This window comes from Candidatus Thermoplasmatota archaeon, assembly GCA_038884455.1.
GTDB lineage: Archaea > Thermoplasmatota > E2 > DHVEG-1 > DHVEG-1 > JAWABU01.
The window spans coordinates 1-24,720 of sequence record JAWABU010000013.1 but is presented as its reverse complement, the minus strand read 5'-3'; the positions used below and the strand labels follow the sequence as shown (position 1 = coordinate 24,720).

Annotated in this window: 24 protein-coding genes; 17 read left to right on the top strand and 7 right to left on the bottom strand. The window is 40.1% G+C overall.

The genetic code is table 11. The annotated features are described in order from the left end of the window. Positions 1 to 2: 2 nt before the first annotated feature. Entirely contained in the window at positions 3 to 995 is a 993-nt protein-coding gene (locus tag QXL17_03525; protein ID MEM4258206.1) for a hypothetical protein, read from the bottom strand. Between the two features lie 132 nt (positions 996 to 1,127). Here QXL17_03525 and QXL17_03520 point away from each other — a divergent pair, with 132 nt between their 5' ends. The 3 genes from QXL17_03520 to QXL17_03510 are packed head-to-tail and all read left to right on the top strand — an operon-like array spanning position 1,128 to position 3,134. Beyond that, on the top strand, positions 1,128 to 1,439 hold the full coding sequence (locus QXL17_03520; protein ID MEM4258205.1) for a hypothetical protein: 312 nt from the start codon (positions 1,128 to 1,130) through the stop codon (positions 1,437 to 1,439). A 4-nt stretch (positions 1,440 to 1,443) separates the two neighbouring features. Beyond that, positions 1,444 to 2,118 carry a carotenoid biosynthesis protein gene (locus QXL17_03515; protein MEM4258204.1) on the top strand — a complete coding sequence of 225 codons (675 nt, stop codon included), beginning with the start codon at positions 1,444 to 1,446 and terminating at the stop codon, positions 2,116 to 2,118. Between the two features lie 50 nt (positions 2,119 to 2,168). Further along, a complete protein-coding gene (locus tag QXL17_03510; GenBank protein MEM4258203.1) occupies positions 2,169 to 3,134 on the top strand; it encodes a sulfotransferase in 966 nt (321 codons plus the stop codon). Here the strand turns inward: QXL17_03510 and QXL17_03505 are convergent, their stop codons facing one another. Together QXL17_03505 and QXL17_03500 are read right to left on the bottom strand one after the other, a co-directional pair. Further along, positions 3,135 to 4,187, bottom strand: a complete 1,053-nt coding sequence (locus QXL17_03505; protein MEM4258202.1) for a glycosyltransferase family protein — start codon at positions 4,185 to 4,187, stop codon at positions 3,135 to 3,137. It lies immediately after the preceding gene. 59 nt (positions 4,188 to 4,246) lie between these two features. Then, a complete protein-coding gene (locus tag QXL17_03500) occupies positions 4,247 to 5,482 on the bottom strand; it encodes a hypothetical protein (GenBank protein ID MEM4258201.1) in 1,236 nt (411 codons plus the stop codon). 327 nt (positions 5,483 to 5,809) lie between these two features. Here QXL17_03500 and QXL17_03495 point away from each other — a divergent pair, with 327 nt between their 5' ends. The 6 genes from QXL17_03495 (at position 5,810) to cax (ending at position 10,800) form a co-directional block, all read left to right on the top strand. Further along, complete coding sequence (locus tag QXL17_03495; GenBank protein ID MEM4258200.1) at positions 5,810 to 6,463, top strand: peptidylprolyl isomerase; 654 nt, start codon at positions 5,810 to 5,812, stop codon at positions 6,461 to 6,463. 12 nt (positions 6,464 to 6,475) lie between these two features. Further along, positions 6,476 to 6,961, top strand: a complete 486-nt coding sequence (locus QXL17_03490) for a peptidylprolyl isomerase (protein MEM4258199.1) — start codon at positions 6,476 to 6,478, stop codon at positions 6,959 to 6,961. Positions 6,962 to 6,996: 35 nt separating this feature from the next. Further along, positions 6,997 to 7,476: a dCTP deaminase gene (dcd, locus tag QXL17_03485; protein MEM4258198.1), complete on the top strand. Its 480-nt coding sequence runs from the start codon at positions 6,997 to 6,999 to the stop codon at positions 7,474 to 7,476. Positions 7,477 to 7,612: 136 nt separating this feature from the next. Further along, positions 7,613 to 9,052, top strand: coding sequence for a magnesium transporter (mgtE, locus tag QXL17_03480; GenBank protein ID MEM4258197.1), 1,440 nt, complete (start codon positions 7,613 to 7,615; stop codon positions 9,050 to 9,052). Between the two features lie 154 nt (positions 9,053 to 9,206). Next, positions 9,207 to 9,581 (top strand): hypothetical protein, encoded by a 375-nt coding sequence (locus QXL17_03475; GenBank protein MEM4258196.1) that lies wholly within the window; start codon positions 9,207 to 9,209, stop codon positions 9,579 to 9,581. Positions 9,582 to 9,645: 64 nt separating this feature from the next. Next, complete coding sequence (gene cax, locus QXL17_03470) at positions 9,646 to 10,800, top strand: calcium/proton exchanger (GenBank protein MEM4258195.1); 1,155 nt, start codon at positions 9,646 to 9,648, stop codon at positions 10,798 to 10,800. Between the two features lie 27 nt (positions 10,801 to 10,827). Here the strand turns inward: cax and surE are convergent, their stop codons facing one another. Both surE and QXL17_03460 read right to left on the bottom strand, forming a co-directional pair. Further along, entirely contained in the window at positions 10,828 to 11,613 is a 786-nt protein-coding gene (gene surE, locus QXL17_03465; GenBank protein ID MEM4258194.1) for a 5'/3'-nucleotidase SurE, read from the bottom strand. Positions 11,614 to 11,677: 64 nt separating this feature from the next. Next, positions 11,678 to 11,965, bottom strand: coding sequence for a hypothetical protein (locus QXL17_03460; protein ID MEM4258193.1), 288 nt, complete (start codon positions 11,963 to 11,965; stop codon positions 11,678 to 11,680). A 117-nt stretch (positions 11,966 to 12,082) separates the two neighbouring features. On the opposite strand from QXL17_03460, the gene QXL17_03455 reads away from it, so the two are divergent. Further along, a complete protein-coding gene (locus QXL17_03455) occupies positions 12,083 to 13,690 on the top strand; it encodes a YgiQ family radical SAM protein (protein ID MEM4258192.1) in 1,608 nt (535 codons plus the stop codon). Here the strand turns inward: QXL17_03455 and QXL17_03450 are convergent. Together QXL17_03450 and QXL17_03445 are read right to left on the bottom strand one after the other, a co-directional pair. Next, the gene (locus QXL17_03450) at positions 13,647 to 14,603 is read right to left on the bottom strand and encodes a hypothetical protein (protein MEM4258191.1); all 957 of its coding nucleotides are present in this window, start codon (positions 14,601 to 14,603) and stop codon (positions 13,647 to 13,649) included. The two genes, QXL17_03455 and QXL17_03450, sit on opposite strands and share 44 nt — an antisense overlap. Positions 14,604 to 14,643: 40 nt before the next feature. Then, positions 14,644 to 15,147 (bottom strand): asparaginase domain-containing protein, encoded by a 504-nt coding sequence (locus QXL17_03445; protein ID MEM4258190.1) that lies wholly within the window; start codon positions 15,145 to 15,147, stop codon positions 14,644 to 14,646. Positions 15,148 to 15,272: 125 nt separating this feature from the next. Between QXL17_03445 and QXL17_03440 the strand changes: the two genes are divergently transcribed. From QXL17_03440 to QXL17_03410, 7 genes are all read left to right on the top strand, one after another. Beyond that, positions 15,273 to 16,937, top strand: a complete 1,665-nt coding sequence (locus QXL17_03440) for a hypothetical protein (GenBank protein MEM4258189.1) — start codon at positions 15,273 to 15,275, stop codon at positions 16,935 to 16,937. A 103-nt stretch (positions 16,938 to 17,040) separates the two neighbouring features. Then, on the top strand, positions 17,041 to 19,647 hold the full coding sequence (locus QXL17_03435; GenBank protein ID MEM4258188.1) for a cation-translocating P-type ATPase: 2,607 nt from the start codon (positions 17,041 to 17,043) through the stop codon (positions 19,645 to 19,647). A gap of 118 nt (positions 19,648 to 19,765) precedes the next feature. Further along, positions 19,766 to 20,386: an isochorismatase family cysteine hydrolase gene (locus tag QXL17_03430; GenBank protein ID MEM4258187.1), complete on the top strand. Its 621-nt coding sequence runs from the start codon at positions 19,766 to 19,768 to the stop codon at positions 20,384 to 20,386. Then, complete coding sequence (locus tag QXL17_03425; GenBank protein ID MEM4258186.1) at positions 20,365 to 21,279, top strand: NAD(P)/FAD-dependent oxidoreductase; 915 nt, start codon at positions 20,365 to 20,367, stop codon at positions 21,277 to 21,279. Before QXL17_03430 ends, QXL17_03425 begins: the two co-directional genes overlap by 22 nt. Then, positions 21,279 to 22,277 carry a radical SAM protein gene (locus QXL17_03420; protein ID MEM4258185.1) on the top strand — a complete coding sequence of 333 codons (999 nt, stop codon included), beginning with the start codon at positions 21,279 to 21,281 and terminating at the stop codon, positions 22,275 to 22,277. Before QXL17_03425 ends, QXL17_03420 begins: the two co-directional genes overlap by 1 nt. Positions 22,278 to 22,328: 51 nt before the next feature. Then, the gene (gene dusB / locus QXL17_03415; protein MEM4258184.1) at positions 22,329 to 23,321 is read left to right on the top strand and encodes a tRNA dihydrouridine synthase DusB; all 993 of its coding nucleotides are present in this window, start codon (positions 22,329 to 22,331) and stop codon (positions 23,319 to 23,321) included. Between the two features lie 89 nt (positions 23,322 to 23,410). Next, the gene (locus QXL17_03410) at positions 23,411 to 24,259 is read left to right on the top strand and encodes an arsenite methyltransferase (protein ID MEM4258183.1); all 849 of its coding nucleotides are present in this window, start codon (positions 23,411 to 23,413) and stop codon (positions 24,257 to 24,259) included. The last annotated feature ends 461 nt before the right edge of the window (positions 24,260 to 24,720 follow it).

Genomic DNA, 24,720 nt, shown 5'->3' with positions numbered 1-24,720 from the left:
GTCTATTCTACATGATGCATGAGTTTCTGGTACCGTTTATTCAGGATGATCTCTGAAAACCAACAGAGCATATCAAGTGTTCCGTTTGGTGTGTACGGATCCATGTTACATGCATCAATCAGATGATTCACGGTGCCATAATACAGTTCTTGGAGTTCTTGAAAAGAAAGTAGACGCTGATTCGGGAGAGTCCGGATCCCGATTTTTACATCTTCTTTAATATCACTGATATCATCAATCAGCTGCATCACAGCACCAAGCTCATAGATCGCACCGCGTTGTTCTTGATTCATCGTTGGTACGAACAGATGCATCAATGCCAACCCAGAGATGCCACCTTTAGCAAACGTAATCTTCATGAGATCTCCTTTTGAAATAGAAACATCAGAACGTTGATATCTGCTCATCAGTTGGCTGATATGCTCAATTTGAACATAGCTCATAAAAACATCAAAATGTTCAGAACCAATGCGTTGTTCAATAGTATCAACTGACTCTTGAAACACCAGCAGATACGGATCAGAAGATTCTATTTTTTTCCTCTGCATGATAAACTGATCAAAATCTTTGAGATATTTACTACAAAGCGGAACATCAAATGCTGCATCGTAGAGCATGGTTGCAAACGCAAAATGCATGCACAGAACATAATCAAATGCGCCGTTGAGATGTTGTGCTAGATCAGTTAAACCAACTTTTGAAAGATAGAGATACGTACGAAGATTTTTCAAACAACGGGTTTTTTTTAACTCATGATACACAGGTCCCGTAGTCTTTAATTTTTTTAACTGATCCTGCAGTAAATTCATATAAAAGTATTGAGCTTTAAATAATCGATAGAGTGCAATGAAAATAATTCGCATCTGGTGTTTCCGCTGGTAATGGACTTGTGTATCTTTATAGGAGATCAACGAGGGAAGATGATTCTTTTCAAGGAGCGCATCAAGCAACTGGTCGAGCTCTTGATACGTATATTCCATGATTTTTTCCTTCATGATGCTCTGCGTCCACTTCGTTATGTTATTATGAAAAGATACACATGTTTATAACATCTTGCTCTCCAAACCAAGCATTCTAATATCATTCATGATATACCATTTTGATAAAAAAAGACGCGAGAGAATAGTATGGTTGATCTTCCCATATTTTTCCTTATCGCCGGTGCAGGAATCATTCTTACGATCATCATCCTGAAAACAGCAGAAAAAAAGACAACCAGTGAAACCAGCGATTCATCTACGTCCTGCACGGTCAAATTATTTGGTATGACCCTGAGTATTGTTGTACTTCTGTATCTATTTCGCCTGGTGATGATAACAGCTGCCGGACTGATATCTCAGTCGTATTGGGAGGTTATTATCGGAATATTCTGTGCGTTTCTCCCAGTTCTTGGTCTTAAGGAAATCCGCACTATTATATCTCGATTCAAGGAACCATGATGATATGTCCCTTGTACAAATCAACACGACAGCACACATTTCAATCACTATGCTTTTTTTTATGAGTGCCATAACAATCATCTGGTCACTCCTTGTTTTTTTCTCATGGAAAAAAAACGGATGGAAAAAAACCGTTCGATACTTTCTACCAATGATGGGAGCAGCATTATTTATCGAAGCCTCAGCGGTTGCAAACGGCAGATATCTCTACCCAAACTATTACATCTACCTCTCAGTTATCGGAGGAAGTGTCCCTCTTATTATACTTCTTGGATGGAGCACAAATCTTTTTTTATTTCTCTCCTTTGCAAAACACCTTGTTGCATCAGTGTTTTCAAAAATAACCCTCCCCCGAATGATTCTTATTTCTGGTCTCACCGGTTGTATCGGTGTCTGTCTGGATCTTCTTGAAGACCCAATCGCCCATCGCAATCACTGGTGGGTATGGACTGAACAAACACCGTTTGTATCATTCTTTGGCGTCCCCGTAACCAATTTTTTTGACTGGTTCATCATCCTTTTTTTTATGGCACTTGCAACCCAGCTCATTGATCATGCGTCAATCTCTGAGAATCGAAAACTTCTCATCTCGTTTCTCTCGATTTCCTATGTTGGAGTTGCAATCTATGTCACCCATTCTGTACTTATCGCGGTATTGACTGCTGTTCATCTTCTCTGATCATTTTTTGAGATATCTTTTTCAAACACTCACGTATTATCATGGATGCTATGGGGATAGATGATCCGCATCTTGAAAAAATAAAACATCAAAACATACAACTAGTTTTTATCCTTGGTTTTCACCGTTCAGGAACCAGCATCCTTTACAAGATGCTGACTGCAACTGGATGTTTCAATCCAGTCACAGCGTATCACATCATCAACTATGAAACATTGATTGATACGCATCTCCATAATAAAACCAAAGAAGCACAGCGCCATCTCACTGATACCTTCAAACAGCATGGTCTTGATGACCGAGCAATCGATACCTTACAAGTCACTGCTGATTTTGCTGAAGAATACGGTTTTCTCCTTGACCGATATTCAAATACTATGAAGCTTTCACCATCAAATATTGATGTTTTTACAACATTATGTCAAAAAATCCAGTTTCTTGCAGAAAACAACAAACCAATTCTTGTAAAGAATCCGTATGATTTCTCCAATTTTCTCTTTCTGAAAAAGAGATTTCCTCAAGCAAAGTTTATCTTCATTCATCGACACCCGTTCAAGACTATCAGCTCAACAATTAACGCGATGCATGTTCTCCTCCAGCAGAAAAATTACTACACAACACAACTTTCAAAAACGTATACAAAAATCTACGAAAATCCCTTACTGTTGTTGCCACTTCGTATGCTGTTTTCACACCTCTCTGTTTTTAGTTGTATGCTGCTCACGATGTATACTGCACATGGTACACGTTATTACCTGCGCAATATCAACAAACTAACTGCTGATGATTATATTTCAATAACGTATGATGAGCTCTGTGCTCACCCTGAAAAGATCATTTCTGAGATACTGAAAAAGTTACACCTCACCACAGAACATAAGATATCATATGACACCTTCATCCGATCTCGAAAAACAGATCTACATCCAAGTGTCGTTGTACTCCAATCATTTATTTATCGGTCTATGAAACGTTACTGCTCTACGTTTTCATATACCAAAGATGCAGTCGAATAATTAGTTTTTTTGAACCAAGGATATCAGGATTTGTTCAATCGTCTGCAGCGTTTTTTCTTGATCTCCAGGATTATACGATTTCAGATGTTTCTGATACTGTTCAAGATTGCCCAAGAACACCGCCAGTTTTTCCTCAGTTATCGAGAAGGTTGAAATTCCTGCACCGAGTTGTTCAACCCAGAAACCATTCAGCATTTGTTCGAATTGATTTTTAATCGGCAGACAGAATATCGGTTTTCGTAAAAACAATGCTTCACTAATCACCGTGAAACCACCACTTGTGATAACAGCTTTTGCTGTGCTGATATCTGTAAAAAAATCATGTTCATTGAATTGCTTGAATACGACATTTTTCTCAGTGCCGCTTTTCTTCATCCCGTAGATAATATAGGTTTCTTGTGTTTTCTTCAACGTTTCCAAGATTGCTGGATTAGACCCAATCGTATGATACACAAAAATGTGCCTACCATAGCAGGGTTTCTGACGACGTATCCCCTCCTGAATTAACGGTTTTAAAAATACAACACGTTCATCGCTGCTTGGCTGGTCAAAAAAATCATACACTAGATATTTTGATGCACCATGCATCGTCATCCTCAACGCCATGATCAGCAGAAACCACGGAAAAAACTCTCCAGATTTTACAGGATATGTTCGAAAAAGTAACGCATGAGGATTATCGATACTTACGCAAGGAATGCGGTGGAATTTACTTGCGAACAGACACAACGGTTCAGCATCAGTAATAACAATATCTGGCTGAAATTGCTGTATGCACCGATTGACCGTGAGTAATGATCGAGGAGCACGGAACAGTGTTTGATACAGTGTTTTTCCGCAAGTTTGAATCAGTTTTACCTCATTATTTTTGTACACAAAATGTGCTGACTCGATTTTGTGAACCTCTGAGAACTCTGATGATAAGAGCTGATATGCTTTGCCACCAGCAACAATACACAGGGTATGATTCCGCGAGAGCAGATATCGCATTAGAATTCTACTTCTACTTGCATGACCAAATCCTTCACCACACACACCGTAGAGTATGTTCACCAATCTCAACTCTCATTTTCAACAAAAAACATATACTGAGACATCAGGTTGTTAAAAAGTTATCGGAGAATATGCAAGTCCTGATATCCACTCACTCCAAGCCAGAACCATTGATCAAGACCTTCAATCGTCACTTTTGCTCGGACGGTAACCAGTAATGCGTCTGGGAAAAACCCACCGCCTTTTGGTCGTAAAATCTTTGAAAACGGCATGGAGATTTCGGTTTTCAGAAAAGTTTTATTTTTCGCTTGAACTGATGCACGTTCAATAACTGTTTCACCGACCAGTTCTTCAACATCATTTGCGACAACATATATCGAAAACGTTACATCTTTTGCTTCAAGCGGCAAGTTATTTGGGTTAATAATTTCAAGAGTTATATGATCAATAAAACCTCGACCTTTCAGCTCCATATCAGATTTAATGATCATGTCAGTTGGTGTGTTTAAGGAAAAAATGTCACTGAGATGTGGCACGTTGATGTCAGCGTCAACAGTTAATGGGATTTTTTTCTTTGCTCCGGCGATATGCACGCTGACATTTCCATTCACAGTTACTGTTAAAACATTTGCATCTAATGCTTTGAGTTGAATTGATCCTTTTCCCTGCATTGTTGTTGTTTGGTGAGCTTTCAGCAGCCCGCTAGCGACATTTACAACTCCAACAGTTGTTCCAGCATCAGTTACTGCAGTAATCGATATATCATCAAAACTCAAATCAAAAGAATTTGGATTTTGTATGTCAAGTTTTGTGGTGATATTCACACCGTGTTTACTGATATTATCAAATTCGATATTTGCATGGATCAATGGCATCGATAATGATCGTATACTATCACCAATTGATGTGATGACCGTCACTTGAACAGGTAATGTTTTCGTAATCAGGCTAAAAAATCGAATTCCCATGGTTCCTGTTATCTCGCTGGTTAACCGATCTGGAATTTTGTTTTTCAGAGAAAAAAGAATATCAGTAGAAAAGGTTTTATTTTTCTTCGATGGTATGTCTCCACCGGGAATAGAAAACTTCAGTATCTCCTCACCAGTGTCTGTTTTTGTGATCATTTTTAAATCTTTGACGATCACATCAAAAGGATTTTGATTATCAATCAATACGGTTGCTTTCAGTACTGCTTCATCAGTTGTTATCTCAACAACCTCCAGAGTAAGAATGGTTTTTGGCATGTCGACTGCACGGATATCAATAAAAATAAAGGTCGCAGCAAGAATATTTATAAAGGTAAAGATACCAAGAACTATAGCTATGCCTATTATTTTTTTTTGACGATAAGCCATATCTATTTCCTATCCGGCAATAATATTAATAGGATTCAAAGTTATATATACTTTTTTATATAAAAATATAATTTTATCTAACAGATACAACAAACCAGTAAAAAGGAGTTGAGTAGTATGTCCGTTTATCCAATGGTATCGTAAACCTTTATTTGTACGGGATCGTGTTCTGGAGACCAATACCTGGTCATTTACAAATTTTTACTTACCTATGTATTACTGCTGCAAAACCAGGCATCACTAATATACTAGAGAACTTTTTTTTCGAAAAGATATAAAAAAAATCTATAAACAATGGGCGATATACTGGGGCTGGTGAACAAGATTATGGGTCATAAAAAAAAGGAAACGCAAACCCCTGAGATTTCCCTAAAAGGAGATAACAACAAAAAAATCGGCATAATTCTGTTTGTTGTAGTATTAATTGTCATTGGGTTATCCTTAGTAATTCTGTTGCAGCAGCCAGGATCAAACAATGAAACTCCGAAAGGCAATCCAATTGCAGTAATTACCACCACCATGGGTACGATCCGGGTCGAACTTTTTGCTGACAAAGTACCAACTACTGTAGAAAACTTTGTAAAACTTGCTAACGATGGATTTTACAATGGATTAGTTTTCCACCGAGTTATCGATAATTTCATGATCCAAGGTGGAGGATTTTATCCTGACGGCACACCGAAAGAAAGCCCATATGGACCCATTAATCTTGAAATCAATCCAGAGGTACGACATGTTGATGGTGCGATTTCCATGGCGCGAACCAATGATCCAAACAGTGCAACAAGTCAATTTTTCATCTGTGATGGACCACAATCCTTCCTCGACGATAACTATGCAGCATTTGGTGTTGTCATCGAAGGACTCGATGTCGTACGAGAGATTGCATCAGTTGAAACCACCACAAAGTACACCTATATGCAAGATTGGCCGGTAACTGATGTGATCATCAATAGCATCACCATAACATATGCAACCTAAGGAGGAAAAAATATGGTAAATAAAATTGCAACATTTGAGACAAGCAAAGGGATCTTTAAAGTAGAGCTTTTTGAAGACAAAGTACCAATCACTGCAGGAAATTTTATAAGCCTGGCAAAAACCGGTTTCTATAATGGTTTGATTTTTCATCGAGTCATCAAAGATTTTATGATTCAAAGTGGTTGCCCCCACGGCACAGGAACAGGAGGACCTGGCTATACGATCAAGGATGAATTCCATAAAAGTCTGAGTAATGTCCGTGGTACAATATCAATGGCAAACCGCGGACCAAACACCGGTGGAAGTCAATTTTTCATCAACCTCGTCGACAACACATATCTTGATTTCGACAAAGAACCAGCATCAAGTAAACATGCGGTGTTCGGGAAAGTTGTTGAAGGTATGGATGTTGTTGACAGTATTGGTAATGCAAAAACTGATCGCAACGATCGACCACTTGAAAAAATAACCATCAATAAAATAACGATTGTTGGCTAGACAGAAAATTTTTGTTATGCAGACAAGGTCGAAATATGAGCATACTTTCTGATAGAGACATCCTCGCAGCATTGAAAAGTCAACTTCTAGGAATTGAACCTTTTCATGAAACAAACATCACACCCAACGGCTATGATCTCATCATCGATGAAATTCTCATAAAAAAAACCAATGAACACATCAAACAAGGAACAGCAATTATCCCGCCAGTGACATGGTTTGCTATCAGCACTAAAGAATTTATCAAAATGGGACCACAACTCGTAGCACAGCTCTGGATTCGATCAAGTTATGCTCGCAAAGGAATTATGACAAGTTTTGGGAAAGTTGATGCCGGCTTCCATGGGACTCTCACCATTAGTTGTTTCAACGCCAGTCATGAACCGGTTCAGATTCATATTGGCGATCGGTTCTGTCAAATTGTGTTCGAACAACTTTCAACAATTCCTGATGCTCTGTATCACGAACGCTCAGGTACGTATCAAAATCAACGAGGAGTAACACTGAAACGATAAAATATTTTTATAGAACATTTTTTATCGTCTACGTTCGGTCCCGCCGTAAACAAAAAAAAGAAAGATAGGCTGTTGAAAAATACAATATCGGAAATTCTAAATAATGTAATGAGCTGTACAGTTTTTCTAAGGCACTATGAGCAACACAAACGATCCTTGCAATCCCTCACCTACAAATAATGATGCACTTCGCTCTACAAAGGAGAAACTTTTTCGAAAAAATGGAGTCCTTACTGAACAAACAAAATGCGACATAAAAAAGTATATCAATGAACGAAAATGGAATGATCTCAGAAAACTTCTCGTCAAATTACCACCAGTGACTGTGGCAAAACTCATACAAGACGCAGAAAAAGTTGATTGTATTTTCATTTTTCGTTCTCTTCCCCGTGATTTTGCCGCTGATGTTTTTTCTGAAATGGATTTAGCGGCTCAGGACATTCTTCTAAAAAATTTGACAGACTCAGAAACGTCGACGCTCCTCTCCGAATTAACCCCTGATGATAGAACTGCGTTGTTTGAGGAATTACCTGCACAAGTCACCCGCCGTCTCTTTGAATTGTTAAGCCCTGAAGATCTCAAAGAAGCACGTCAACTCTTAGGCTATCCTGAAGATAGCGTCGGTCGTCTTATGACACCTGATTTTGTAGCTATCCGTGCTGATTGGACGGTAGAACAAGCCTTAGCATATATCCGTGATAAAGGAAAAGATAGTGAGATTCTTGCGATGATTTATGTTGTTGATGAACAAGGTAAAATCATAGACGATCTTCGCCTTCGTCAGATCATACTAGCAAATCCAACCGATAAAATTTCAGATATCATGAATTATACCTTTGTGTGTATTAGTGCTTTCGATGATCAAGAAAAAGCATATCATCTCATCAAAGAACATAACTTGTATGCATTACCTGTTGTCGATTCACAAGGTGTTTTATTAGGTATTGTAACGGTTGATGATTTGATTGATGTCGGTGAAGAAGAAACCACAGAGGATTTTCATAAAATCGCTGCAATGAGTAAACGAAAGCTCCCCGATAGAATTCGTGATGCTCCTATTCGAACCTTGTATCAGAAACGCATCGGATGGTTAGTTTTTCTAGTCTTTGTCAATATTTTTTCTGGTGCTGCAATTGCTTTCTTTGAAGATACTATTGCCAAATACCTTGTTTTAGTTCTTTTTATGCCGTTGCTTGTTGACTGTGGCGGAAATGCAGGTTCTCAAGCGTCAACCCTGATGGTTCGTGCTCTTGCAATCAAAGATGTAAAGCTTCAGGATTGGTATTACTGTGTTGGAAAAGAAGTACTTGTCGCTGGGGCAATCGGGCTAACCATGGGTGTGGTTGTTTCTATACTTGGTATCTTCCGAGGAGGTATGCTTATTGCCCTGGTTGTTGGTCTTTCCATGATGGCAATTGTATTTGTTGGTAGTCTCATTGGTCTTTCTTTACCATTTCTGTTCACGCGACTTGGTTGGGATCCTGCTGTTGCGAGTGGTCCGCTCATTACGTCAATTGCAGATATTGTCGGAATCATTTTGTACCTCTTCATTGCAACGATGCTCCTTGGCATATAATATTTTTTTGGTGAGATATTGTGGAGCTAATCGTTGTTTTTCATTTCTGCTGATTTGTAGCATATTCCCAGAAGATAAAGATCATCAACAACAAAGAAATGCCAAGTATCTTCGGTAAACATCTTTAAAAATCCCTGTCGAAATACCGGTTGGTGTGCTCGATGTCCTACAGGAACCAAGTAATCTTATTCTCACCGGAATTATAGTCACCGTTATCTCAAGTCTGGTCTATAAAATCACCCCGAAAGGCTTCATGTTTTTCGGGAAATATCGAACTAAAGAACAATCAGTTGCAATCTACCTTGGCATAACTGTTATCCTCGGACTTGCGACACCCCTCATCTACGAGCTCTGTAAACTCATCATCCAGTATATCCCCTTACTTTCAATTACAGGTTTTTTTATCATGGCATCAAATTTCATTCTCAATCAAAGTGTTCACTGCTGGAAACATACGACCTTCAAATCAGTTATCATCTATCTCGGCTCCTTAGCACTTACCATTTTCGGCTTCATTGTCGGTTTCTAGTTGATATTTTTTGATTCTTTTTTCTCGAAAGATTTATTGTTACCCTTGGATATGCGGAGCATGTATGCTCCCTTTGATTATTAAAAAAGATCATCTTGAGCGAGATATTCGCGCAGTCAGTTTTGCAAAGATTATCCGACGGAGGATGAATATCGGGAGGATTTTCTATTACCTTCTTGTTTTTATCCCACTATGTATTTTTTTTGGTATATTCACACAATTTCATCTCATTATCTTTGTCACAGCGATTCTTTCGTTGGTTCCTCTTGCCCGAATTATGGGATATGCAGCAAACGAAATAGTACTCCAGAGTAACCCTATGATTAGTGGTCTTATTTCTGCGACGTTCGGAAACATGATTGAACTCCTTATCGCTGTTTTTGCACTTAAAGAAGGAAAACATCTTATCCCATTGATCCAAGCATCACTTATTGGTAGTATTATCTGTAATATTCTCCTCCTCGTCGGTCTGAGTATTTTTGTTGGTGGTTTACGATATCGGTATCAACGTTTCAACAACCAAGCAGTTGCTGTTTCATCAACGATGTTGATCATAGTGGTTGCAGGGCTTGCAATACCGAGTGTCTATGTCTACATAACACCGCAGCCGCAACCTGACCATTTACATCTTATGAGTGTTGCTGTTGCTGTGGTCATGGCGATCATCTACATTGCAGGATTGGTGTTTTCACTCTGGACTCATAAAGATATGTTTGAAGTCAGCTCCGAGGTGAAATCACTCCAAGAACGTCCTGTTCTGAGCAAACAGTATGCAGCATTTATTCTATTTTTATCAGTCCTTGTTGTTTCAATCATTTGCGAATTTCTCGTAAAAACTGTTGAGACTGTTGCCACAACAATCGGTATCACTCAGACTTTTATCGGTATCGTTCTTGTCGGCATCGTCACCAACATTGCTGAAAATGCAACAGCGATCCGTTTTGCCATTCAAAATAAAATCAACGTTTCTATTGAGATTGGGTTAAACAGTGCTATTCAAATAGCATTGTTTGTCGTCCCCATCATTATGATCGTCAGTAGTATCTTTTCCTTCGGATTCACCCTGGTGTTTTCTATGTTTGAAATCCTTGCGGTGATTCTCGCCGTTTTAATTATTAATTATCTTTCATCAGATGGTAGATGTAACTGGCTTGAAGGTGCCCAGCTCCTCAGCGTCTATCTCATTATTGCCATAGCATTTTTTTTCATTAAAAACTAATACAAAAAATCACGTTCATACTTTTTTTTACCATGAGTCAAAGAGCTGCTGTGCTTCAGTCAGTGACTGCGATGTTACCAAATCAAGACTCAGCGGTGTCAAAGAAATCTTTTTCTTCTGTAATGTCTCGAGATCAGATCCCGGATGGATCATCGAAAAGTCCAACGGCGGCGTTCGATGAAGATATCCCTTGTTGGTCCGATGAAAGAGTTTTCCATACGGGTCTTTGAATGGTTTCGTAATTACAAGATCAGTAGAACATGTGGCGTCAAAAGGAATATTGACAGAAAACAGATCAATATGTTTCATCTTGTGTTCGCAGATCTTTGAAACAATCTTTGCTGTGATCATTGCAGCATTATCAAACACATATCGATTTTTTTTGTCAAACAAATCAATTCCAGCTTTACATTCATAAGGAATCATGATGGATGCAGCAAGTGCGGGGATACCTTCAAATGCTGCCTCCATTGCTGCACCAACAGTTCCTGAGCTTAAAATCCGAGCATGACCTGCATTTTCCCCTTGATTAATACCTGAGACTACGCAATCTGGTTTCGTTTCCATGATAGTATACATACCAAGTTGCACACAATCAGCAGGTGTTCCATCAACTGTAAAAATATGAAAACCATCGTAGTCAACCTCATGAATCTGTAATTCTGTTTTTGTGGTAATTGCTTTGCCAATCCAACTTTTTTCACTACTCGGGGCAACAACAGTTAATGAAAACTTGCGAGAGAGTTTTTCAAGTAAGGGAAAAAAACCAGCTGAAGTATAACCATCATCATTTGTTACCAGAAGTCTCTTCATACCGTGGTATCGTACCTCCCCAGGGTTAAAGAAGTTTTCAGCAGTAGGCGATTACCGAACAATATCATTGCCCACCGACAAAACCTGATACGTAGACATATAGTGTTGCGGCGAGCAACGTCAGAATTACGACAAGAACAATCGCAATAATCCCAAGAATAAAACCGTAGAATCCATACCGATCTCCATGTTTTTTTGCTATATATCCAAGCACAACTGCTAGAATTGCAAACACAATAGCAATGATTGTCATCAGCGGAATCCACATAAAAATGATACTGAGGATGCCAACAGCAACTCCGAGCAATCCAACCTGGTGGTATTTTTTATTTTCTCTGTTTTTCTGTTCCATATACTTGTTCATCCATTGTATGTATATAATGATGCAACCCATCATGATTTAAAAATCTGTCTCTCCAACTCGTTCTATGTCTTTTTATAGCTGTTGTTGTTATCTAGAAGGAGTGGTATGATTTCGAAAACTGGGCATGATTTTGATGTGATTCTCGTCAGCGGGGAATACTATGATGATCATCCGCTCTCTCCAGTTGGAATTCTTGCACGAGTCTTAGATGCAAAAAACTATCGCGTCGGCATCATTGAAAAACCAGAAACAAAGGAGGATTTCACCTGTCTTGGAAGCCCCCGGCTGTGTTTCTGTGTGAGTTCTGGTTCAATTGACAGCATGCTCCATAACTATACCCCTTTAAAACGCAGACGTGCAGATACCGGATATAAACAAATTACAAAGCTTCCAGATCGTGCAGTTATTTATTATTGTAACAAAATTAAAGAATACTTCAAGTCAACCACGCTCGTCATCGGGGGTATTGAAGCATCGTTACGACGTTTTGCTCATTATGACTACTGGGACAATGCACTACGACGAAGCATTCTGCTTGATTCACGGGCAAACATCCTTGTCTATGGAAACGGTGAAAAACAACTCCTTGATATTGTCCACCGACTTGCCAATACTACTGATCTCATCGGCATCCCGGGGACCTGTATCCTTTCACGAACCATAGATGACTCTATGGAACTACTTCCATCGTATACGCAGGTGTGTACGGATCCGGTTGAATTCTGTCGGATGCAACAGGCATTTTCAAATGATAAAAATCTTGCTCAGGAGTACACAAACAGCTACGTTGTACAGTATCGCTATCCTACATATACCTTTAAGGATCTCGATTGGATATATTCACTTCCTTACACCAGGAAGTTGCATCCACAATCACCATTAAAAATGGCGCAGTTTTCAGTGGTCACCCATCGAGGCTGTATTGGTTTCTGTCATTTTTGTTCATTAGCACTCCATCAAGGTGAACGAATTATTTCTCGATCTGAACAAAATATTTTAGAGGAAATCACACGTCTCACTGAACATCCACAGTTCAAAGGATACATCGATGACCTCGGCGGTCCATCAGCTAATATGTATGGCATGGACTGTACCTCCAGAGATCATTGTTTGCATCATTGCATCGACTGCCAGAAGCTTGACCGTAGTCATCTCAAACTCATCAATCTTTTAAGAAAAGTTCGGATGATTCCTGGAGTGAAAAAAGTGTTTGTCCGAAGTGGCATCCGTTACGATCTTGCACTATACAACCTTCGGTATATCGAAGAACTGAGCAAGTATCATATCTCTGGATGTCTCAAAATTGCTCCAGAACATTTTTCACCAAAGGTAACAGCATTGATGCATAAAGACAACACACGATTTTCTGAGTTTCTTGATTTTTTTACCAAAATAAATGCTGAGAAAAAACAGTTTCTGACGTACTATTTTATGATTGGTCATCCTGGAGAAACGCTTGAGGATACAAGATACCTCCGCGAGATGATTCGGAAGATGAAACTGCGAAACGTAGAACAATTTCAGCTGTTCACACCAACGCCGATGACGATTTCAACGTGTATGTACTGGACGAAACTGAATCCTTTCACATTCGAACCTGTTGATGTTGTCTGTGATTATGCAACAAAAAAGAAGATGAAACGAATTCTGCTTGGTGAACCAGTGTTTGCTACACGAAGTTCAAAATCGCGAAAACAACAAATGGCAAAATGATCGTTATCATCGCTCCGAATCGATTCACGATTTTTGTATAATCAACATCTTTCCAGTATTCCTCATCGATGTAAATCAAGGTGGTTGCAAGCAGAGATGATGCAAGAAATGCATACACTGATATCATAATTTTATCAATGAGAATGAGTGAGGGGAGCGCTGGGAGTGACGACGTTTGACTTAAATGGAACATCACTGCTGAGATAAGCATACTGGTTCCAAGACCTAACCGATGGGTTATTTTATCTCCTTTGAAGAAAAATGAAAGCCCTGAAACGATGCAGAAAATGATCGGGGGAAGCAAAAGTTTTGCTGCTGTCGGACCGGTTGCACGAGCAAGATTGATCGTAAAAACCATCTGTGAATACGTTTCATTCCAAGGATACGTATGGTTATGGACTTCGATCAAATAGGATTCAACATCCCATCCTGCAAGCTGAAACCCGTCGTCAACACCACATACAGCAAGATTTGGCGTGTAATGGAAAAATGACGTGTTAAATTTTGAATCCTCAATAATGATTTTCAGTTGTTGTGTGTCAAAAGGATACTTCGTGAAATCCGGGGTGATAAACAGATTTGCTTGGAGGCGATACCACACCTCGGTTTGACCAGTTTCAGACATCTCGAAAATTTTTTCCTTTGACATCGGACGACCATTCATGAATTCAAACCCTGTTGGTGTAATATTCTTGTCGTTCCAGTGGAGAATCACATAAAAATCAATCACATAGGTTCCCTTGTTGAATTCAAAATTTCCAATCGAAATCGCATATATCCCAATATCAACTGCAGTGTGTTCATATGATGTAGTAGTCGGTTGTTCTGCAGAGGAAACAATGGCGCTGAATGAAAAAATTAGAGCTAATGTTACTCCGTATATCAATCTAAGAAACGTTTGTTTTTGTACCACGTCAGTTTCACCTCCATAATGGCCCCTACGGTAAAAATTATCACCTATTTAAAGGTTCATGTAACTCTTCAAATATGCCGTTTTGTTTATTCTTTCGGACATTATCCCAAGTAAAATATTTTCCATTCATTGCAATATATACACCCGGTGGAAGTGTTTGAACAAATGCTAGTGCACTCCCAAGATTAAACAAGCCATCTGAACTTCCAAGTCGGTAGGGGATCATCGCACCGGTTAACACTACGGTTTTGTCCGTAATTTTACCTGCGAGAACCTTTGCGGTTTCAACCATGGTGTCAGTTCCATGAGTAATTACAATTTTATGTTCAGCTGTTGTCAAACAACGATCCCGAATCAGCAGACGGTCAGCTTCAGTCATCTGGAGACTATCAACCATCATCAATACTTCAATATCAACAGGAATGGTACATCGACCTAACGTTAACATCTCCTGCAGATGCGTATTTCTAAAAAAAAGCTTCCCTTCTATCTCATCGTATTCTTTATCGAATGTTCCACCGGTGACAAAAATCTTGATACTCATTGGTTTTGGTGGTATATCTTGACATTTTTAAATGCTTTGGTTCAAGTACGCAGGATATATCGCATGAGTTCTAAGGAAAATGTTTAAATTACCAAACATCCTTATACCATCTGGGGGAAGTGAATATGAAATTTTTCAGTATCGTTATATGCATGTTTGTTATTGCAGCAGCTGTTCTTCCTGTCTTTAGAGCGCAAACCCATTGGTACGATGCACCAGAATCAGAATTTCAAATCATGCATCTGAAACCGCCTCTTTGCGTATACCCACAACGACAACAACGTCACTATTGCATTCGAAATCCTGTCAAAACTTCGTTCGTATCAAAAGATTCAGATACTCCTGTTGCAGCAACTCAGTACCATGAATATCATCCAGCTATCGCACGAGATGATTATGATCTCCTCTTTGGAGCGTATGTCCTTGAGACTGATAAATATTCAGCAAACATCATCTATACACTCTCAACTGATCAGGGTGACACCTGGATTGATCAATGCTACTTTCCACTTGAAGGTAGATATGATTATCCAAGTTTGATCTACTGGGGTGATACAACATTCTATGGAACTTTTGTACCTGACAATGATGATTTATCTGGAGCTGCACAGTATCTGCTTTATATAGAGGATCCTTTACAACCAGAATCCTGGTTGCTTTCCTGTTGGGATTGGTCATCATATTATCTTCGTGAGAATGAACGTCCTGATATCGCAGGGTATAGCGACGTTGGCGCGGCAACATGGTGGTATGGTGTTCAAACCACTACCGCAAGTTGTACCCATCCAATGCATCCGGGGGAACATATTCCGGTTTTTTATTTCCCCGAGTATACAAATCCAAACAGCGGATGGTGTTGGTGGTGGCCAGCATTTAACAATACTGCTCATGCTTCAGTTAGTATCGATCGAACTACCGGAAAGTTGTATGCAGTATGGGATTACCCTAGCGGTGGAAATAGTGAAAATAAACGAGATATTCTGCTTGCAATTGCTGATGTGCATGACTGGTGGATGCACAATTGGCAGGTCGATTGGTATCAATTGGGTGTGGTTGATGCAAATGAACAATATCCTGATGTGAGTGCACATGCACATCATATCCAGATCGTATGTCAATCAGATGCTGCAGGTACTCAGGATATTGTCTGTATTACTTCTTCAGATGGAGGAATGACGTGGAATATGAGTCGTGTTACTGATGATGTGGAACACGATGAACTGTATCCAACCGTGATTTCCTACGGACGTGAAGCGACCAGCACTTATGTTTCCAATGGTAATCTTTACTCGGTTTCTACTGGAGATGGAGGGGGAAGTTGGAGTTCACCGATACAAATCAATGATAACAATGGAACCGTTGATGTTTCATATCGAACCAGTGACATTACCACTGATGGGAATATTCTATGGACTGACATCAGATCTGAAAACCCGGATGTCTACTATGATCACATCGGTGGCGCATCACCAAGTCCGATCATCAAGATAACTATTCGAAGAGGCGGGATTGGTGTTTTTGCTGCGGTTACGAATAGCGGAACTGCAGATGCGACGAACGTCTCCTGGTTCATTGAAATACACGGTGGATTGTTTGGGCGGATACACAAAAAAACAACGGGTGTGTACCCGTTGGTTGCACCTGGAAAATCGTTTGCCCTACATTCAGGATGGTTGTTTGGGTTTGGTCGCATTAATCTTCAACTTTATGCAATCTGTGATGAAGGATCATGGGATAAAGAAACTAGATCCGGCCTGCAGATATTGATATTTACGAAAATTCGGAAATAACAGCACAAACGCGCTTCTTTTTTATTTCTTTTTTCAGCGTCTTTGCTCAGATCTTTCAAAAAAAGAAAAACCTATATCGAAAAGGAAGGTATACCCCACCGACATGACTGCAGAACAGAACCCTCTTTCTTCTCCTCCCTTCTTCCATGACCTCAAAACATCGTTAGGATCAGAACTTCAAGGGCTTTCAGAGCAGGAAGCAGCAAAACGATTGCAACAAGAAGGATACAATGAACTTCCTGCGCAACAACAGCAGCACATCATCACAATATTTCTTTCAGTTCTCCTTGAGCCCATGCTGCTGCTCCTGGTCATCGCTGGTATCATTTATCTTTTCATCGGTGAAAAAGAAGATGCGCTTATGCTTCTCTTCTTCGTTCTTCTTGTCATCGGCATCACGTTTTATCAGCAACGGAAAACCAAACGAGCGTTAGAAGCTTTAAAAAACCTTGCAAGCCCTCGAGCCCTTGTCATCAGAAACGGACAACAGAAAAGAATCCCTGGTCGAGAAATCGTCAGGGGAGATATCCTCATCCTTCGAGAAGGAGATCGGGTACCTGCAGATGCACAACTTATGTACTGTTCAAATCTCACCATTGACGAATCATTACTCACCGGTGAGTCAATCCCTGTTCGAAAATGCACCTGGACTGAGCATAAGCAGCCAACGCAACCAGGTGGAGACGAACAACCCTATGTCTATTCAGGGACACTTGTTGTCCAAGGACATGGCATCGCCCAGGTCACTGCTATTGGTCTCGCCACAGAAATGGGAAAAATCGGCAAAACACTTGAAGAAATAACTCCGGAAGAAACACATATCAAACAAGAAACAACCCACATCATTACCACAATTACACTCTTTGGAGCAGTACTCTGCATTCTTGTCATCATCCTGTATGGATTAACATGGGGTAACTGGATTGAAGGTTTTCTCGCAGGGCTGAGTTTGAGCATGGCGCTCCTTCCCGAAGAATTCTCGGTCGTTCTTCTCGTTTTTCTCAGCCTTGGTGCATGGCGAATGTCAAAACAACAGGTGTTGACGAGAACCCCTCAGGCAATCGAAATGCTTGGATCAGCAACAGTTCTCTGTGTCGATAAAACAGGGACATTAACAGAAAACAAAATGATTCTGAGCCATGCGTATTGTCACGGGTCGATGTATACTTTTAACCAGAACACTACTGATCAGCTCCCGGAATCATTTCATGATTTATTTGAATACGGATATCTTACCAGTCAGAAAGATCCGTTCGATCCTTTAGAAAAAGAAATCAAAGCAGCCACAGAAAGATTTTTATCAAATACAGAACACATTCATCAAAACTGGATTCTCGTGCGGGAATACCCCCTCTCACAACATCTGCTTGCCCTTTCTCACGTCTGGCAATCTTCAGACAAACGACACTATACCATCGCAGCAAAAGGATCTCCAGAGGCAATCATTGATCTGTGTCATCTCTCTGCAGAACAAAAACAAGAACTCATGGGTCAGGTTCAGCTAATGGCTGAGCACGGTTTACGTGTTCTTGGTGTTGCGCAGGCAATCTTTCGAGAAGATGAACTTCCTGACAAACAGCATGATTTTGCCTTTCGTTTCCTTGGCCTCCTTGGCTTTATCGACCCGGTGCGACCAACTGTTGCTCATGCAATCAAAGAATGCTACACTGCAGGAATACGAGTGATTATGATCACAGGTGATTACCCAGGTACTGCTCAACATATCGCTCGGCAGATTGGATTGCGCAACTCTGATCAGGTGATTACCGGGGAACAACTTCGAAACCTCTCGTTCCAGGAGCTCCAAGAACACATTACAACGGTCAATATTTTTGCTCGGGTTGTCCCTGAGCAGAAACTCAGAATCGTCGAAGCGCTCAAAGCAAACGGTGACATTGTTGCAATGACTGGAGATGGTGTGAACGATGCTCCTGCATTAAAATCAGCTCATATCGGTATTGCGATGGGACATCGCGGAACTGATGTTGCTCGAGAAGCATCAGATCTCGTCATCCTCACCGATGATTTTTCTTTGATTGTTCGCGCTGTTCGCATGGGAAGAAAAATCTTTGACAATCTCAAAAAATCTATCAGCTATATCTTTTCAGTACATATTCCGATTGCAGGCATGGTTATTGCACCTATTCTCATGAAAATGCCGCTCATGTTGCTCCCCGTTCATATAGCTTTTCTTGAGCTCATCATTGATCCGGCGTGTTCTGTCGTTTTTGAGGCTGAACCTGAGGAAAAAAACATCATGCACAAACAACCACGAAACATCAAAGAAAAGATGTTCGGTAGAAAAGATGTATTCTGGAGCACGCTTCAAGGTTTAAGTGTTTTTCTTGCCGTGCTCGTAGTGTATATCTGGTCGATAGCCGCTGCAGGATATAGTGAAAATCAAGCTCGTACCCTCACCTTCATCACCCTTGTTGTTGCAAATGTCATGTTAATCGTTGTTAATCTTTCATGGTCCCAAACACTTCGAACAACAATAAAAACTCATAACAAAGCATTCTGGCTCGTAATCGTTGGCGCATTTGCAAGTTTATTTTTCATTCTTGGTATACCTTCTCTTCGAGAACTCTTTCGTTTTACCGAGATAGCTGTTCTTGATCTGGTCATTGTGTTCCTTATCGGTCTTGGGAGTGTTCTCTGGATTAAACTCATCCGACGACGACCATGTCACCAAGAAGATATCCTCAATTAATTTTTTATCATCCTATGTATTTCGCTAGTGTATTCTGAGGCATTGTTTTTTCTCGTTTCCAGCCTCCGAAAAACCAGGAAACGAATCCGAAAATCACACGTCATTGAGGATAGAAGGTATGGTAGAGACAACGACCATGCAGATGATACCTGCAAAAAACTTCCAGCCGACATGCTTGAAACATTCAGCATTACTTGTCATTGATATGCAACACTTCTTTTGCAATCCACAATCACATGCATATTTTCCCGATGCACAAAAAATTATACCAAATATTCAAAAGCTTATTCTCTGGTATAAAAAACACAATCTCCCAGTTATCTATACCAGATACGCTCTTCTTCATTCTGAATCACCAGGAACTATGGGGCGATGGTGGCATGATGTGCTATACGATGATCACCCTTTCTCTCAGATCATTGATGAACTAAAACCTGAAAAACACGATATTGTTCTTCGAAAAACGCAATACAGTGCTTTTTTTCATACATCTCTCGATCACCAGTTACAACAGCAGAAGAGTACCGCGGTTGTTATCACTGGGGTTTTGACGCATCTGTGCTGTGATACGACTGCACGTGATGCATTTATGCATGGATATGATGTTTTTTTTGTCACCGATGCCACTGCCTCAGATGATCAACAATTTCATACCGCAAGCATCCTAACACTATCTGATGCTTGTGCAACCATGATCACAACACATGAGGTTCTCAAATGCACAAACATCACCAAGTAAGTATTATCGGTGCTGGGCCTGCAGGTCTTGCTGCTGCAACCTATCTTGTCAGAGCAGGACGTCACCCATTAGTTTTTGAAAAAAACATACCTGGTGGCCTTCTTCTGAACGCGCACAGCGTTGAAAACTACCTCGGTTTTCCATACGGCATCAAAGGTTCTGAACTTGTCGATTTATTTCTACAACAATTCATTCGAATCGGTGGTACTCTTCATCCTGCAGAGGTGTGCTGTATCAGCAAGTTAAATGATCATTTCTCCATCCAAACGAAGACAACTCACTATACCGCTGATGTTGTCATCCTTGCTTCAGGAACGATACCTAAAAAAATCACAATTCCAGGATCAGAAAACCTTGAAGGAACCAAGCTGTTCTATGACGTTTACTTCCTTCTCAAAAATAACAACCTTACAAAGAAACGTATCCTCGTTCTTGGCGGTGGCGATGCAGCCTTTGATTACAGCCTTTCACTGTATGAAGCTGGTGCTCAGGTGTCGTTACTTCTGCGGTCAGAACCAAAAGCTCTCGGTATCCTTCAACAACGAGTTTGTGAAAAAGGTATTCCTCTGTTTACCAAACATCAACCACAAGAAATACTCGTTCAAAATCATGAACTCATTCTCACATGTACTCATCAACATAAAACCTTTGATTTTGTTGCTGATTTCATTGTTGTTGCATATGGAAGAATACCAAATAGCGGATTTCTTACGTCAGAACTCCAAACCGCATTCCAAATCACTTCGGCATTTCCAGCAACTACGATTTCTGGTTTGTATGTTGCAGGTGATGTTGCCCGGATGACTCATCGACAAGTTGGAATTGCGGTTGGCGATGGGATTCATGCAGCAATGCATGCCCTAGAATATCTCGATACACGGAAGGGATGTTGATGAACATTATTGCTGAATATGGTAGAGAGGATCTGGCAAAAGTCTATGTTGCTCAAATTCGAGGATCAACAACTTATACAGCGGTGTCACAACAACATCTGATTGAGTTCGTTGAATCCATTCAACCCCCGTATCCTCGAGAGAAAAAATGGGTTCTTATTGTTTCATCAATGATCGGTTGTCCAATTCAATGTCAAATGTGTGATGCAGGGGGTGATTTTGCTGATCTTCTCACCGCTGATGAAATCCTTGCACAAATTAACTATCTTGTCGTAAAACGGTATCCGACGGGCAGACCGACCACAGAAAAATTCAAAATTCAATTTGCCCGCATGGGAGAACCATCACTTAATCCTGCAGTTCTAGAAGTTCTCAAGAGACTTCCAACGTATTATCCTCAGGAGCAACTCCATATTTCTCTTTCCACTGTTGCACCGCAAACACCTCGCGTTCTTCGTTTCTTCGATCAACTTCGAGCCATAAAAGATACGTACTACACTGAGGGCAGATTTCAACTTCAATTCTCAATTCACACAACCGATGAACTTGCAAGAAACCGACTTATACCCGTTAAAAAATGGTCGTTTACAGAAATCGCTACATACGGGAAAAAGTTTTCACATCCTGAACACATGGATAAAAAAATTACCTTGAATTTCGCACCAGTTCAAGGATATCAGATTGATGTTGAAAAACTCGCAGAATTTTTTGATCCAGCATATTTTCTCATCAAACTTACTCCGGTTAACCCAACGGTGAGATCCCATGAACAGCATTTGATCTCAGCGATCAATCCGACCAATATCCAATCTGCAGATACGCTTCTTGCTGATTTTAAAAAACATGGTTATGATGTGATTCTTAGCATTGGTGAACTCGAGGAAAATAAGATTGGGAGCAACTGCGGTCAGTTTGTACAACGTGCACTCACCGCGTTTACACGTCCACAACATAGCTATGAGATTGAACAGTATGGATTCCTGCACCATGATCAATAACGTAAGAATCAAGAAAACAACCTTAGAATTCTCAGGATGAGTTTTGGTTCTATGCGCGACTCTGTCTTTCACAAGCGTTTACAAACCACGCATCTTATGCTTCCCCCGCTCACCGGTTACACTGACTATCCCTATCGGGTTATTCTCTCAGATTTTCATCCACCGTTTCTCATGACTGAAATGATCAATGCACAAGCACTTGTAAAAAACAACAAACGCACACTGCACATGATACAAAAAACGCCGGGTACGCATCTGCACGGTGTTCAACTGCTTGGCAGAGATCCAAAAATCATGGCAGATGCAGCACATGTTTTGCAAGATCAAGGATTTGATTATATTGATATCAACATGGGATGTACCGTAAAAAAGGTCACCAGCCGAGGGGAAGGAGTTGCACTTATGGCGCATGAACAACAAGCATATGCCGTTGTTCGAACAGTCACAAACACGGTTGATCTACCAGTCACTGTAAAACTACGACTCGGAATAACAAAAAACAACATAACCATTCACTCGCTAGCACAAAAACTTGAAGATGCAGGAGCAGCAGCAATTACAATTCATGCACGAAGTGGTGAAAAAAAATTTGCTACAACCCCTGACTACACCAGCATCAACAACGTCGTAGAAAAAGTTTCAATTCCGGTGATTGCAAACGGAGGTATTTTCACCGGTGCAGATGCAGAGTACGTTCTCAAATACACCAGGGCATGTGCGGTTATGCCTGGCAGAGGTCTTATTGGAAACCCATGGATTATCCCAGAGATCCTTAATGCTATTGAACAGAAACCATATCGACCACCAACGTTCCAGGATAAGAAAAAAATCTGCTTGTGGCATCTTCAGGAGCTTTGTGATTACTACGGTGAACGACGTGGTGTTCTTCACATGCGCAAGATCCTCCCGAAATATTTTTCCTCGATTGCCAATCTTAAAAATCTTAAACAGGATGTTCTACGAGCAGAAACCGAACCAGATATTGCCTTTCTTCTTGAATATATACGTTGTGATGGTTCAAGTATTGTGTATATTAACAAGTGAACAAATACGTTGTTACCCCATGTTAATTACTGTTTTTCTGCTTAAAAAGAACCATAATCAAAACTAATATACTCCTTTACTATTTTCAAATGATGAAAGACCACGACATACGAAAAATAGTTCGAAAAGAATATGCCGAAATAGCAACACAAAAAACCTGCGGGTGCGGACCAAATTTTTCTTCATGCTGTGGAGGATCACAACAAGCTGAACACATGGGTAAAAAGGTTGGTTATTCCGATGAGGATATCAAAGCAGTTCCCGAGGGTGCAAACCTTGGCCTAGGCTGCGGTAATCCTGTTGCAGTAGCGTCACTCAAAAAAGGAGAAATTGTTCTTGATCTTGGATCTGGTGCAGGTTTTGATTGTTTTCTCGCAGCACAAAGAGTAGGGCCAACCGGTAGAGTAATCGGTGTTGATATGACACCAGAAATGCTTGAAAAAGCACGAGCAAACGCACAAAAAGGCGGATATACGAATGTCGAGTTCCGACTTGGAGAAATCGAACATCTCCCTATTGCTGATAACAGCATTGATGTAATACTATCCAATTGCGTGATTAATTTATCACCTGACAAAAAAACTGTTTTTCAAGAAGCATTTCGGGTGTTAAAACCAGGTGGACGACTTATGATCTCTGATATCGTATTACTCGGACAACTTCCAGAGGCACTACAAAAATCTGTCACTGCGTATGTTGGTTGCGTCTCAGGAGCAGAACTCAAAAAAACATATATTAAACTTATTCAGAAAGCAGGTTTTAAAGATGTTACTGTTGTTGACGAAACTAAATATCCAATTGATTTTATCCTCCAGGATGAAACCGTACAGGCAGCACTCAACAAAGAACATTTTTCTGAAGAACAACAAAAAATGTTAGCCTCAAATGTTATCAGCATCAAAATCGAAGCAAAAAAACCACACAAGCGCAATACGTAAATCACATCCTTGGTTTTTTATAGTGTTAAGAAAGAACCAATCGTTAATATAACCGGCCAAAAAATAAATTCTCCATCAGCTACAACACTAGATAGAAATTGGAAATTTGCTTTGAGATTGTATGCTTTTTGTATATAATAAAAATGATACATAAAGACAAATATGGAAAAAAGAAGAACATACCTTGAGGTTAAACCATAACAACATGCAAACACCATAAGCATCAACAAAACCACATTAATACCATGCAAAAAGAGTAAAAATCTTTTCTTTCCAAAAAATAAAGGGAGCGTTTTAAGACCTTGCTCTCTGTCGCTGTGAACATCTTTCAGATCAGGCTACATCCCGAAATGAATCCATAAATTCAGCATAACGTCTCATTTTGCTGTGAGAATCACGCACAGCAAACAGAAAAAATCATAATTCAACAAGCTTTTTTACAGATTTTTTCAACAAAACCA

Coding starts and splice junctions, on each gene's coding strand:
- QXL17_03410 (MEM4258183.1), top strand. CDS start 23,411: ATGATGAAAGACCACGACATACGAAAAATAGTTCGAAAAGAATATGCC.
- mgtE (MEM4258197.1), top strand. CDS start 7,613: ATGAGCAACACAAACGATCCTTGCAATCCCTCACCTACAAATAATGAT.
- dcd (MEM4258198.1), top strand. CDS start 6,997: ATGAGCATACTTTCTGATAGAGACATCCTCGCAGCATTGAAAAGTCAA.
- QXL17_03435 (MEM4258188.1), top strand. CDS start 17,041: ATGACTGCAGAACAGAACCCTCTTTCTTCTCCTCCCTTCTTCCATGAC.
- QXL17_03440 (MEM4258189.1), top strand. CDS start 15,273: ATGAAATTTTTCAGTATCGTTATATGCATGTTTGTTATTGCAGCAGCT.
- QXL17_03520 (MEM4258205.1), top strand. CDS start 1,128: ATGGTTGATCTTCCCATATTTTTCCTTATCGCCGGTGCAGGAATCATT.
- QXL17_03490 (MEM4258199.1), top strand. CDS start 6,476: ATGGTAAATAAAATTGCAACATTTGAGACAAGCAAAGGGATCTTTAAA.
- cax (MEM4258195.1), top strand. CDS start 9,646: ATGCTCCCTTTGATTATTAAAAAAGATCATCTTGAGCGAGATATTCGC.
- dusB (MEM4258184.1), top strand. CDS start 22,329: ATGCGCGACTCTGTCTTTCACAAGCGTTTACAAACCACGCATCTTATG.
- QXL17_03495 (MEM4258200.1), top strand. CDS start 5,810: ATGGGTCATAAAAAAAAGGAAACGCAAACCCCTGAGATTTCCCTAAAA.
- QXL17_03525 (MEM4258206.1), bottom strand. CDS start 995: ATGAAGGAAAAAATCATGGAATATACGTATCAAGAGCTCGACCAGTTG.
- surE (MEM4258194.1), bottom strand. CDS start 11,613: ATGAAGAGACTTCTGGTAACAAATGATGATGGTTATACTTCAGCTGGT.
- QXL17_03515 (MEM4258204.1), top strand. CDS start 1,444: ATGTCCCTTGTACAAATCAACACGACAGCACACATTTCAATCACTATG.
- QXL17_03460 (MEM4258193.1), bottom strand. CDS start 11,965: ATGGAACAGAAAAACAGAGAAAATAAAAAATACCACCAGGTTGGATTG.
- QXL17_03425 (MEM4258186.1), top strand. CDS start 20,365: ATGCACAAACATCACCAAGTAAGTATTATCGGTGCTGGGCCTGCAGGT.
- QXL17_03420 (MEM4258185.1), top strand. CDS start 21,279: ATGAACATTATTGCTGAATATGGTAGAGAGGATCTGGCAAAAGTCTAT.
- QXL17_03430 (MEM4258187.1), top strand. CDS start 19,766: ATGGTAGAGACAACGACCATGCAGATGATACCTGCAAAAAACTTCCAG.
- QXL17_03500 (MEM4258201.1), bottom strand. CDS start 5,482: ATGGCTTATCGTCAAAAAAAAATAATAGGCATAGCTATAGTTCTTGGT.
- QXL17_03510 (MEM4258203.1), top strand. CDS start 2,169: ATGGGGATAGATGATCCGCATCTTGAAAAAATAAAACATCAAAACATA.
- QXL17_03445 (MEM4258190.1), bottom strand. CDS start 15,147: ATGAGTATCAAGATTTTTGTCACCGGTGGAACATTCGATAAAGAATAC.
- QXL17_03455 (MEM4258192.1), top strand. CDS start 12,083: ATGATTTCGAAAACTGGGCATGATTTTGATGTGATTCTCGTCAGCGGG.